We start from the raw sequence: 12,363 nt of genomic DNA, 5'->3' as shown, positions 1-12,363 counted from the left end.
TCGGCTGTTTGAAAATCAGATCGGTAAATCATGCGCCTTGGCGATGATATCATCGCCAAGGCGCTCGACATAGAGTGCGCCCTCGACGGTGCGTTTGACCAGGACGTTGCGCTTGTCGAGTTCGTCGCGATGACGCGAGACGAGCTTGAGTGCGCCCATCGTGTCCAGCGCGCGGGTGATGACCGGCTTGGTGACGTCGAGCCGGTTGGCGAGGCCACGGACTGTGTGCGGCGGCGGATCGAGATAGATGGTGAGCAGGATCGCCAGCTGTCGCGCCGTAAGATCAGGGGCATCCCCGCGCACCTGCGAGAGCATGACCTGCTGCCACAGTCGCAAGGCCTGGCTGGGACGCAGAGCTATCGACATCCGTTCAGCATGACGGAAAATCGTTTCGCGTCCGTTTCAGTTGCGATATTAGAGCGTTTCCGTTCCTACGGAAACGCGAAAACGCTCTAAGTTTTATTTTCGCCGCATTTTTGTAACGCCAAGTGATTCCCTTTGGCTACAAAATGCTCTAGCCGAAGCGGCTGGAAATCACCCGCTCCAGTGCGCGAATGCCCTGCGCCTCACCACCTGCCGGACCATGGGGACGCTCGGCAGGATTCCACGCGAAGATGTCGAAATGCGCCCAGCTTGCGCTCTTCTCGACAAACCGCTTGAGGAACAGAGCAGCCGTGATCGAACCGGCAAAGCTGTCTGCCGTGACGTTGTTCATGTCGGCGATCTTGGACGACAGCTTGGCATCGTAGGGTTTCCAGAGCGGCATGCGCCACAATGGATCCTCGACCGCGACTGCGGCCGCGGAGATCTCGGCGGCGAGAGTGTCATCATCGGTGTAGAATGGTGGCAGATCCGGCCCCAGCGCGACACGCGCGGCGCCGGTAAGCGTCGCCATGTCCAGCAAAAGCTGAGGCTGCTCATCGTCCGCCAAAGCCAGTGCATCGGCCAGCACCAGGCGACCTTCGGCATCGGTATTGCCAATCTCGACGGTTATACCCTTACGGCTGGTCAACACGTCCCCCGGTCGAAAGGCGTTGGCGGAAATGGAGTTCTCCACCGCGGGGATCAGCACGCGCAGCCTGACCTTCAGCCTGGCTGCCATGATCATGGCAGCCAGGCCAAGCACATTGGCCGCACCGCCCATGTCCTTCTTCATGAGGAGCATCGAAGCGGACGGCTTGATGTCGAGCCCGCCGGTGTCGAAACACACGCCTTTTCCCACCAGCGTTACTTTCGGCGCTCCCTTCGGCCCCCAGGTCAGATCAATGAGGCGCGGCGCTTCGGCCGAGGCCCGGCCAACCGCATGGATCATCGGAAAGTTCTTCGCGATGAGATCGTCGCCCTTGGTGACGGCGACGATCGCCTTGTGTCGGCTGGCAAGCGCACGTACAGCGTTTTCCAGCGCTTCCGGTCCCATGTCGCTGGTCGGCGTGTTGACGAGGTCGCGGACCAGGAAAATGCCCTCACCAAGGTGGCCGACACGCTCCACGTCGACACCGGCAGGCAAGGCGAAACGCAACGCTTTGCTGGGTTTCTTGCCGTAGCGCGTAAAGGCATAGCCGCCAAGCATCAGCGCCAGAGCGGATAGTTCCGGCTCTGCCGGTGTTTCCGCAAAGTGCCAGTCACCTGCGGGTAGCGCTCTTGCCAGTGAACCTGCCTGCAGTGCGCCCTCGCCCGCACCGAACAGAGCGCCAGTGATTTCGCCATCCTTTCCGGGCAGCACGAGTGTGCGTCCGACTTCGCCTGAAAATCCGTTGGCCCTGGCCCAGGCCAATGCCTCGGGCGGCAACCGAGCCGCATCCAGCCCATCCTTGCGAACGAGATACACAGGTAGCGCTTTACGGGATTTCTTTGCGACGAGTTCGACCGGCATTTGCAAGCTCCGAAGGCGCCTGCGACTCGGCGCTCTTAACCATCCGTTAGGGTTAACAGAATATTTCTCGGCTAGGGAAGACAGCCGGCGCACGGCCCCCGGAAGAATGGAGCCCACCCAATGCCCATCACCCTCCCCGCCCCCAGGACAGGCAAGCGGTTGATGACCGCGGCGTTTCTGGCCGTGCTCGCGGCGGGTGTTGCAGGCTGCGGCACTACGGATCGCATGTCGACAGGCTCGATCGGGCGTGGCAGCGGCAAACCGGTGGAGCTGATGTCATCCAGCGAACTGCGCGATGCGACCGGCCGGCTTGGCGAGTCCTACGCACGCAACCCCAATGACAAGAACATTGCGCTGAAATATGCCATCGTCCTGCAGATGAACGGCGATGCCGACCAGTCGCTGGCTGTCATGCGCAAGCTCGCCATTGCCTATCCAAAAGAGCGTGACGTCCTTGCCGCCTATGGCAAGGCGCTTGCGGCAAACGGCCAGCTCGAGCCAGCGCTCGATGCTGTGCGCCGCGCGCAGACGCCCGAGTATCCGGACTGGAGACTCGTTTCCGCCGAAGGCGCCATCCTCGATCAACTCGGTCAACGCGACGAAGCGCGGCAACTCTATCGCAAGGCGCAGGATCTCAAGCCGAACGAACCGACGATCCTGTCCAACCTCGGCATGTCCTATATGCTGGAAGGCGATCTTCGCACGGCAGAAACCTATCTGCGCTCCGCAGCATCTCAGCCCAACGCCGATAGCCGCGTGCGCCAGAACCTGGCACTGGCCGTCGGTTTGCAGGGCCGTTTCGACGAAGCGGAAAAGATCGCATCACAGGAATTGGCGCCCGAACAGGCACAGGCCAATGTCGCTTATCTGCGTCAGATGCTGTCCCAGCAAAATGCCTGGAGCCAGTTGAAGGCTCAGGACAAAGGCAAGAAACCTGCGGCAGCTGCCGCCAACTGATCACTCGCATGCGTGAATGGCAAAGCCGCGCAGCCCAGGCCGCGCGGCTTTACGCATTTTGCGAGATGATCGGCAACGACTGCGTTACTGCTGTTCTGTCGACTGTCGTTTTTCGCCAAACATACCCTGCTGGCTGACGGTGATACCGGCTGGGCCCAGGATGATTGCAAAGAGCACTGGCAGAAAGAACAGGATCATCGGAACGGTCAATTTCGGTGGCAGTGCCGCGGCCCTCTTCTCCGCTTCGTTCATACGCATGTCGCGGCTTTCAGCCGCCAGCACGCGCAGCGCGTGAGCAACCGGAGTGCCGTAGCGCTCAGCCTGGATAAGGGCCTGGGAGACCGACTTGACCGAGTCCAACCCGGTACGACCGGCCAGGTTCTCATAGGCCTGGCGACGTTCCTGAAGATAAGAGAGTTCGGCGTTGGTGAGCACCAGTTCTTCGGCCAATTCGGCCGACTGCGTACCGATCTCGTCCGCGACCTTATGCATCGCAGATTCAACGGACATGCCTGATTCCACGCAGATCAGCATCAAGTCGAGCGCATCGGGCCAAGCTTTCTGGATGGATTGCTTGCGCTTGGCAGCACGGTTGGAGACGTAGAGAATAGGAAGATAGAACCCTACATAAGCACCGGCGACGCAAGCAAACAGCCTCACGAAGAATGGCTGCTCTCCAAGATAGCCAAGAACGAAAACGTAAAAGACAGCCAGTGTCAGACCGGCGAATGGCAGTACAAGGCGAAAAAACAGGAATTTCGTCAGCGGGTTTTGCCCGCGAAAGCCAGCCATCTTGAGTTTCTGCAGCGTGCTTTCGTCCGCCAGAGCACGCCTCAGGTCGAGTCGTTCGACAATGTTGTGCATGCCGACGGACTTCTCTTCGCGAAGTCCCTTGCGGCGCCTGTCCGCTTCAGCCGCGAGCCGCGCGCGCTGCTTGGCGCGCAATTCGTCGCGCTCCAGAGCTACCGATTTCATCCGCACCTTGAGAGGATCGCGCGCGAAGGCAGGCAGAAGCGTGAACACGGTGGCAAAAACGGCGATCGCAACCAGAATGGCGATCAGAAAAGCCGGATCAGTCAGGGTTCTGATTGTTTCACCGGTCATGCTTTTAGACCTCGATGTTCATCATGCGCCGCATGACAAAAATGCCAAGCGACATCCAGATGGCAGAAATGCCCAGGATCATATGGCCGGTGCTGGTGGTGAACAGGGGCATCAGGTAGTTTGGACTGGTGAGATAGACCAGAACCGCGACGATAAAAGGCAACGCGCCGATAATCGCGGCGGAAGCCTTGGCTTCCATCGACAGCGCCTGGATCTTGGCTTTCATCTTCTTGCGATCGCGCAAGACCCGCGACAGATTGCCCAGTGCTTCCGAAAGGTTGCCGCCAGCTTGCGATTGAATCTGGATGACGATGCCGAAGAAGCCGGCTTCGGCGCATGGCATGGTTTCCGGCATGCGCAAGGCGGCGTCCGGGATCGACAGTCCCATCTGCTGGGCATCGACAATGCGCCGGAATTCGCTTTTCACAGGTTCGGCGGCTTCGTTGGCGATCAGGCGAATACCATCGTTGAGCGGCAAGCCGGATTTGACGGCGCGCACGATAACATCCAGCGCATTCGGGAATTCGTTGAGAAAGGCTTTGACGCGACGCTTGCGCCAGTGAGAAACGAACCAGCGAGGCAGACCAAGAGCGCCGACCAACAACGCGGCCGGCACAGCAAAGAGTGGTGCCCCAGCGATGAAGGTCAACAGGCCAAGCACCACACCACAAACCGCTGAGTATATGTAGAAGCGTTCGATCGTCATCGAAAGGCCTGCCTGGCGGATCTGGACCTTCAGCGGCGGGCTCTTGATGTTGCGGGCGTTTGTCTTCTGCTTGCTGTCGAGGTCTTTCAGCGTATCCTGCAAGGACTTACGACGTTTGGCTGCCTCATTCATTTTCTCACGCGCGGCCTTTACGACCGCGCGATCGCTCTCGGCTGCTTTGATGATTTCCAGGCGTTTGCCGACCTGCTTTTCGGCGCTCATGCGATTGTACATCAATGCATAAGCGATCGCACCGGCGCTGGTGCCAGCCAGGAGGATGAAGATCAGGGCGGTGTTTTCGATACCGAACATCGGCAAGGTTCCTCGCGCTTGAAACGCTACTCCGCTCGTTTCTCCATCGCCTCGAGCGCAGCGGCCAGGCGCTGCTCCTCACCATAGTAGCGGGCCCGTTCCCAAAAATGCGGACGGCCGATACCAGTGGATACATGCTCGCCAATGAGCCTGCCGTTCATGTCCTCTCCCTTGATATTGTAGAGGACGACATCCTGGGTGATGATCACGTCACCCTCCATACCGATCACCTCGGTGATGTGGGTGATACGGCGCGAGCCGTCGCGCAGGCGGGCAGCCTGGATGATGATATCGACCGAACCAACGATGATCTCACGCACCGTCTTCTGCGGCAGCGTGTAGCCGCCCATGGCAACCATGGATTCTATTCGGTTCAGGCATTCGCGTGGACTGTTGGAGTGGATCGTGCCCATCGAACCGTCATGGCCGGTGTTCATGGCCTGCAAAAGGTCAAAAACCTCAGGCCCGCGCACTTCGCCGACGATGATCCGGTCTGGCCGCATGCGCAGGCAGTTCTTGACCAGATCGCGCATGGTCACTTCGCCCTCGCCTTCCAGGTTGGGCGGTCGGGTTTCCAACCGCACCACATGCGGCTGTTGGAGTTGCAGTTCCGCGGAATCCTCGCAGGTGATCACACGCTCATCGCGGTCGACATAGTTGGTCATGCAGTTCAGCAGCGTCGTCTTGCCTGAACCTGTCGAGCCAGAGATGACGACGTTGCAGCGAACACGCCCGATGATCTTGAGCACCTCCGCTCCCTCTGGGGAGATTGCGCCAAAGCGCACGAGCTGATCCAGAGTAAGCTTGTCTTTCTTGAATTTGCGAATTGTCAGCGCGGCCCCGTCGATCGCCAGCGGTGGCGCTATGACGTTGACGCGCGAACCGTCGGGCAGGCGAGCGTCGCAGATCGGCGAAGATTCATCGACGCGTCGACCGACCTGGGAGACGATCCGCTGGCAGATGTTGAGCAGCTGCTGGTTGTCACGAAAACGAATACCGGTCGTCTCTACACGTCCGTTGACTTCGATGTAAACGTTGCGAGAACCATTCACCATGATGTCGGCGATATCATCGCGCGCCAGCAGCGGCTCGAGCGGACCGTAGCCCAGAACGTCGTTGCATATGTCTTCGAGCAGGTCTTCCTGCTCGGCAATCGACATCGCGAAATTCTTGATCGCAATGATGTCGTTGACAATGTCACGGATTTCTTCGCGCGCTGTTTCGGGATCGAGCTTGGCAAGCTGTGACAGATCGATCGTATCGATAAGGGCCGAGAAAACCTGGCTCTTGGTGTCGTAGTAGTTCTCACTACGCTCGCGCGGTGCCCGTTTGGCTTCAGCGGTCATGGCAGGAGCTTCAACCATGCGGCGCGCGGGCGCGGCTGCAGGCGACGGCGTCTGCTGCGGCGCGATGGGCGCAGAGGGTCGCGGTGCCACCGCTACCTCTGACGGCGCTGGCGCGAGCTGCCGGAATTCCGGCATTGCCCGGCTACCGTCGTCACTGCCTCTCTTACCAAACATGATTCATTACCCATTCCGCCGATGGCGGCTACTTCTTGTTGCGCCTGAGTTTGCCGAGGATGCCGCCAAGGCTGGCCTTTTTCTTCGCTTTGAGCTCGCTGCGCCCCGTCAGCACATGAGCGATTTCTTTGATGGTCGCGACAACCGGATTCTTGGCGTCCATTTCGCCCAGCATACGGCCGTTGTTGGCGGCATTGCCAAACAGCAAAGGCTCGAACGGGATCACGGCCATCGGAGTAATGCCAAGCGGCTCGGCGAAATCATTGGCCGAGATTTCGGGGCGCTTGGGAACCCCTGCCTGGTTGAGGATCAGCTTTGGCGCCGGATCGTTCGGCCTTAGCCGTTTCAGCATATCCACCAAGTTCTTGGCGTTGCGCAGATTGGCCAACTCCGGTGTCGCGGTGATGACGATCTCGTCAGCCTTGATGAGCGTGTTCTTGCTCCAGCCGCTCCAGATGTGAGGCACGTCGAGAACCAACAGCGGCGCGGTGCGCTGGGCGGTGTCGATGATCTGGGTGAACGCTTCAGGATCGAAATCATAGACACGATCCAGCGTCGAAGGCGCAGCCAACAGGGACAGATGCTCCGCACACTGGGCAAGAAGGCGATCCAGATAGACCTCGTCGATCCGCTCCGGCGAAAACACCGCCTCGGCAATGCCCTGGGCGGGGTCCTGGTCGAAGTTGATGTTCGCCGTGCCGAAGGCGAGGTCCAAATCGGCGACGACGACCTCCGATTTGAACAGCGATGACACGGCCCAGGCAACGTTGTGGGCAATGGTCGACGAGCCAACGCCACCCTTGGCACCGACAAAGGCAATAGAACGACCGATCGGCTCGGCTTCTGGATCGACGAAAATCGAAGCGATAACGGCAATGATATCGGCCATCGAAATCGGAGCGACAATGTACTCGGAAATGCCGGATCGGATCAGCTCTCGATATAGGCCGACGTCATTGTAGTGTCCGATCACCACCACCTTGGACGAGGGATCGCAATATTCCGCCAGTTGACCGAGCTGCTCAAGCATCTCCTTCGGCTCGGCCCGGGTTTCCAGCACGATCAAGTTGGGAGTCGGTGCGGAATGGTAGAAGTCGACCGCCGTTGTAATACCCCCCATGTGAACCTTCAGGTGGGTTTTGGCCATGCGCCGGTCCTGACCGGCGCGTTCGATCGGATTGGCGACACCTTCAGTCTCGCAGAAAGCCTGAATCGAGATGCGCGGAACAGGCCGCAGCGTTTGCATGGCAGCGATGTCCTGGTGCGAGGCATCGCCGTCTTCCACCGAAGGATCGTAGGCCAGGTTGTTCATGCTATTGCCCTCTGCGATCTTCGATCGTCAGTAGTTTACTTCCGTGCGCGGCGTCGGCGAATAGAACGGGACCTTGCGGTAACCGTCGATAACCACTCCGCGCCGCGTCGCGTCGACCGGCGTTTGCTGGCGGGGTCCCAAGAGATCGGTTGGATTGGCGATCTGGGCAGCCAGGTTATTTTGATAGGAACAGCCGAAATTGGTGGCGTGCTTGTTGTCGGACGTATCTGCGATATCTGCCGACCAGCGACCGCATTTATCGGTATGCGCGCGCATGGCGGAATAGGTCAGCCGCACCGGTGCGGCGACATCGGCTGCGCTGGCATCATAAGAGATGAAGGCGATACGATCGCGACGAACGCCGCTGGTCGCTGCGACCTTGGCAAAGCTTTGCGCTGCCGATTGTGCTGCGATCTCGTTGGCCGATCCCGACGGCACCGAAATGGTCAGCACCGACGCGGCGCTGCGATCATAACCGTCAAGGAAGCCGAGCAGTGACTGGCTCTGCGCCCGGGTGATGCCGCGGTCACTGGCGCCGACCGGAATGTCCAGCGTCTTGTCCTGCTGCGAGATCATGATCGGGTGATTGGTGCGATAGTCGTCCGGGATCGCGCCCACGGTAACGCTGTCGCGATTGGCGCAGCCGCCGAGCAGCACGGCTGCAAGCAGCACGGCCGGCATTGCCAGCCTGGCTGCCTTGCTTCTAGGCGCTGCCTGCAGAACGTCGATGATTGCCGAGTGAGACATAGCCGTTCCCCCGCTTACTTGTAGATGAAACCAACGACGCCGTGGTATCTGCCGGCGGGTTTGTCGGTCTTCATGGTGCCGTAGACGCGGTTGACGCGGCCAAGGAACATACCAGCGCCGTCGCTGGCGGCATTGAAATTGTCATCAGGCTTGGCGAGTTCGTTGCGAGCCACCGGCCGAGCCAGATAGGGCGTGATGATGATGACGAGTTCCGTCTCGTTGCGGACAAAATCCCGGCTGCGGAACAGCGCGCCGAGCACCGGGATTTTCGAAAGCCCCGGCAGTCCGTTGATGGCTTGGCGTATGTCATCGCGCACCAAGCCGGCGATCATCATCGAACCGCCGGACGGCAATTCCACAGTGGTGTCGGCGAGGCGCTTGCGAATGGAAAGCATGTTGGATCCCGGCATGTTCAGGCCGGTTGGAAAGCCGATTGATCCTTCAGTGGTAGGCTCTGAAACCGCGGTCCTGACTTTCAGGCTGATGCGTCCAGGCGAAAGAACGACCGGTTGAAACTCCAGTCCAATGCCGTACTCGAGCCGTTCGAACGTATGCGTAATCTCAGGCCTTTCGCCTTTGGCCCGTTCTTCGTTGTTGACGTCCTTGACGTCCTGTTTCGTCAAAAGATTGAATTCGCCGCCCACTTTGAATGTGGCTTTCTCGCCAGAAACAGCCGTCAGCGTCGGCTCCGCCAGCGTCTTCATAACGCCTGCTTGTTCCATCGCGTTGATGTAGGCTTGCATCGACGAAGAGCCTATCGACAGACCGGAGCTACCTGCGGGTTTGCCAAGGCCGAAGACCGGGTCGCTGATCGCGCTCCAACTGATGCCGCCGCTGCCGCCGCTGCCCATCATGTTGACGCCCAGCTGCTTCATGACCGTTCGGCTGACTTCGGCAACCGTGACCTTCAACGTCACCTGGTCATCGCCGATGATCTGGATGAGATTGACGATCTGGCTCTTCTGGCGGGTCTGATCAGGATTGTTTATGTCCACTCCGCCGTCACGGGAGCCACCGACCGCAGTTTGTGAATATTGCCCCGTCGTCGCCTCACCACCCGACACAAAGATGGTGGCGAGATCGACGGCGCGCTTGGCATCGAGTGGCGTATCAACCGTGCCGGTCAGAACGACGTTGTCGTTGAGCAATTCCACCTTGATTGCGGAATTCGGAATGAAGCGCTTGAGATAGTCCTCCAGACCCGCAACGTCGCGCTCCACGGCAAGGTCTAGACTGACGATCTGCTCACCATTCGGGCCGAAGACGAAGATGTTGGTTTCGCCAACAGCCTTGCCGAACAGGTAGATACGGCGCGACGTGCGTGTCACGGCGTCGGCAACAGCCGGATTGGCGACCAGGATGTCATAGGCATCGTTCGGCAGGTCGATGACGATCGATTTATTGAGGCCGAGCTTGACACGCTGGGTGGCAGCTGTGTTGCCGACGCGTGCCTTGGCGCCTGCAGCCTGCGCCTCGATCGGACCTGCGGCATAGGCCCCAGTAAACAGAAGGCCGACAGCAAGGATGGTAGCAAACCGGGATTTGGCGATCGCTCTCATTTTCTTGCTCCCACCTCGGAAACCTCACCGGATTTGATGAGTCGCACCGTGCCACGCCGACCATTGCCCGAGACCAGGTAGTCGGCTTCGCCTGCCGTCTTTTCCTGGGTGTCCTTGATCGAGCGCAATGCAAGCGTGAGCCGATCCGCCATTTGTTGTGCCACGGTGATGATTTCGGCCTGTTGAGGGGTGAGTTCGAGCGTAGCGGTCTGACCGACACGGGTCTTCTTGCCCTCCTCATCCTCCTGGATGGTCTGGTCGATCGCCAGCACGCGGATGTTTTTCAGGATGGTCTCGGTTGTAAAGCCGCCAGCGCCATTCGACGGATCAGCCTTGCGTGTCATGATCACGTCGACATAATCGTTCGGGAGGATGAAACCGCCGGCGGATGTATCGGCGGCGATCGCCGTCGCGACAGCCCGTGTTCCCGACGGCAGAATGGATGACATGAAGCTCTGTCCCTCCCCGATCAACTTGGAACGACGGAGAGGCTCACCAGTATACAAGGCGACGCGAGCGACCGAACTTTTCAGCTTCTCAGCGGCTTCCGGATCGGCAGCGCGGGTGATGAAGTTGGGATTTACACCATCGGCTGGCCAGGCTTCCCACTTGATATTGGCTTCCAGCGGGTTGCCCATGGCAACATCGCCACTGAGAACCAGCACGTCTTCCAGTGCGATCGCCGGCTGCTGAGGCGCACTTTCAATGATTTGCGGCGCCGCCGGAACAGCCATGTTCTTGGCGACATAGCCCGCGCCGCCAGCAGCGGCGACAGCCACACTCAAAATAATTACCCGGGATGCCGGCATCGCCCCATACCATCCTGACAAACCACCTAGCCACGTCGGACTGTGCGTCGGAAATCGTCAAATTATGGTTAATGGAGTTCTAATCTCTTGGTTCGGCGTTAATCAGCAGCTTTCTTGCCAGATCGCCGAAATAACTTCCTACGCTATGACGACAGCCGCTCCAGTGCCCAAATTGCAAGTGGCGTTTCCGGGAATGTGAGCAAACCGCCGAGACCCAACGCGATACCGTATGGCACACCGACTTTTTCGTCGGCGAAATGACGCAGGAATACATTCTGGCTGGTGATCAGCGCGAGCGGCGACTTCCGATAAACAACAATCGCTACCGTCAACACGCCACCAATGATGGAGGCGAGCACCAAGTATTGGAGAAGGACTAGACTGAACCCCATCCACACCGACGTGGCCGCGAGCAGTTTGGCATCACCACCACCCATTCCACCAATTGCAAAAAGCGTGAACGTTACACACAGAACAAGAAAACCAGCCCCCAGATGCAGGCCGAAACTCGTCCAATCCATGCCAGTCAGCGGGGCGACCAGAACAAAGGTCGCTACCAGCAAGGCCGAGACACGGTTGGCGATCGTCATCGACAGCATGTCCGAGATAGCTGCAAACAACATGCAGAACGGGAAGACGACAAAGATCAGCGCTACGAGCATGGCCTGTCACGGAAAGCAACTTCGATGCGGCAAAAACTACGCTAACTGCATTAAGGATCGATGAGTCGTATCCAGAAAATGCCGCATTTCTTGTTCGAGAACCTCCTCGCCCCATCCAAGAGTTAACCCTCGCGGTCCACAGCTGAACGTACTTAACTCTTGGTTCACCAATCTCGTTCATCTTCCGTTTTGACTTTTGCCGTGCCGGAGATCGAGATGTCCGTGTCAAAACCGCTGATCGTAGCCGCGGCTCTTGCCGCTGCGATCTTTGCGTTGCCCAGCAAGGCAGGCGTGGGCATCGAAGTCATCATGAACCAGGCCAAGATCGTGAAATTGCCGCGAGCGGCCGATACGGTGGTCGTCGGTAACTCGGCAATTGCCGATGCAGCCGTACAGGATGCCTCAACGATCGTGCTCACCGGCAAGGGATTTGGTGTCACCAATCTGGTCGTGCTCGACCATCAGGGCAGCCCGGTTCTCGACGAACAGATCACGGTGGTCCGGCAAGCCGTCACATCGGTGCGGATCTACCGGCGCTCGCAGGTGCAGACGATGTCCTGTACCCCTTATTGCGAAAGCGCGACAAAGACGGAGGCTGAGAAGCTCTCCGAAACCGAAATGAACGCAGGGCAGCCCTGAGCCAGTTCTACGAGACAGGCCTCGCGGTTAAGCTCAGGTAAAGACTTCATCCATAATTTAAGGGCTCAACGGAACGAGCCTTCAACGGGTTTGGTCTAAGTTTCCGGCGAGTTCGGCTTGGGGATCCTAGGGAATGGGGCAAGGAGGCAAATGCGAGAGCACT

General features: G+C 59.0%; 12 protein-coding genes. 2 read left to right on the top strand and 10 right to left on the bottom strand.

Annotation, left to right across the window (positions count from 1 at the left end):
• Positions 1-15: 15 nt before the first annotated feature.
• Positions 16-366 carry a MarR family transcriptional regulator gene (locus tag AC3WTO_RS02305; RefSeq protein WP_492459062.1) on the bottom strand — a complete coding sequence of 117 codons (351 nt, stop codon included), beginning with the start codon at positions 364-366 and terminating at the stop codon, positions 16-18.
• Between the two features lie 148 nt (positions 367-514).
• Positions 515-1,873 (bottom strand): leucyl aminopeptidase family protein, encoded by a 1,359-nt coding sequence (locus tag AC3WTO_RS02300; protein WP_492459061.1) that lies wholly within the window; start codon positions 1,871-1,873, stop codon positions 515-517.
• Positions 1,874-1,993: 120 nt separating this feature from the next.
• On the opposite strand from AC3WTO_RS02300, the gene AC3WTO_RS02295 reads away from it, so the two are divergent.
• Complete coding sequence (locus AC3WTO_RS02295) at positions 1,994-2,830, top strand: tetratricopeptide repeat protein (RefSeq protein ID WP_492459059.1); 837 nt, start codon at positions 1,994-1,996, stop codon at positions 2,828-2,830.
• A gap of 84 nt (positions 2,831-2,914) precedes the next feature.
• On the opposite strand, the gene AC3WTO_RS02290 is transcribed toward AC3WTO_RS02295, so the two are convergent.
• The 8 genes from AC3WTO_RS02290 to AC3WTO_RS02255 all read right to left on the bottom strand — a co-directional run bounded on the left by AC3WTO_RS02290 (position 2,915) and on the right by AC3WTO_RS02255 (position 11,561).
• Complete coding sequence (locus tag AC3WTO_RS02290; RefSeq protein ID WP_492459058.1) at positions 2,915-3,934, bottom strand: type II secretion system F family protein; 1,020 nt, start codon at positions 3,932-3,934, stop codon at positions 2,915-2,917.
• Between the two features lie 4 nt (positions 3,935-3,938).
• Complete coding sequence (locus tag AC3WTO_RS02285) at positions 3,939-4,952, bottom strand: type II secretion system F family protein (RefSeq protein ID WP_492459056.1); 1,014 nt, start codon at positions 4,950-4,952, stop codon at positions 3,939-3,941.
• 26 nt (positions 4,953-4,978) lie between these two features.
• Entirely contained in the window at positions 4,979-6,472 is a 1,494-nt protein-coding gene (locus AC3WTO_RS02280) for a TadA family conjugal transfer-associated ATPase (protein WP_492459055.1), read from the bottom strand.
• A gap of 28 nt (positions 6,473-6,500) precedes the next feature.
• On the bottom strand, positions 6,501-7,784 hold the full coding sequence (locus tag AC3WTO_RS02275; RefSeq protein WP_492459054.1) for a CpaE/TadZ family protein: 1,284 nt from the start codon (positions 7,782-7,784) through the stop codon (positions 6,501-6,503).
• A gap of 27 nt (positions 7,785-7,811) precedes the next feature.
• Positions 7,812-8,531: a CpaD family pilus assembly protein gene (locus AC3WTO_RS02270; RefSeq protein ID WP_492459053.1), complete on the bottom strand. Its 720-nt coding sequence runs from the start codon at positions 8,529-8,531 to the stop codon at positions 7,812-7,814.
• 14 nt (positions 8,532-8,545) lie between these two features.
• On the bottom strand, positions 8,546-10,090 hold the full coding sequence (locus tag AC3WTO_RS02265; RefSeq protein WP_492459052.1) for a type II and III secretion system protein family protein: 1,545 nt from the start codon (positions 10,088-10,090) through the stop codon (positions 8,546-8,548).
• On the bottom strand, positions 10,087-10,899 hold the full coding sequence (gene cpaB, locus AC3WTO_RS02260) for a Flp pilus assembly protein CpaB (RefSeq protein ID WP_492459051.1): 813 nt from the start codon (positions 10,897-10,899) through the stop codon (positions 10,087-10,089). Before cpaB ends, AC3WTO_RS02265 begins: the two co-directional genes overlap by 4 nt.
• Before the next feature lie 143 nt (positions 10,900-11,042).
• Positions 11,043-11,561, bottom strand: coding sequence for an A24 family peptidase (locus AC3WTO_RS02255; protein ID WP_492459050.1), 519 nt, complete (start codon positions 11,559-11,561; stop codon positions 11,043-11,045).
• A gap of 216 nt (positions 11,562-11,777) precedes the next feature.
• On the opposite strand from AC3WTO_RS02255, the gene AC3WTO_RS02250 reads away from it, so the two are divergent.
• A complete protein-coding gene (locus tag AC3WTO_RS02250; protein ID WP_492459049.1) occupies positions 11,778-12,200 on the top strand; it encodes a pilus assembly protein N-terminal domain-containing protein in 423 nt (140 codons plus the stop codon).
• The last annotated feature ends 163 nt before the right edge of the window (positions 12,201-12,363 follow it).

The organism is Mesorhizobium sp. EU05-FHT14A09, assembly GCF_058790995.1.
This window is presented reverse-complemented; position numbering and strand designations above follow the sequence as displayed.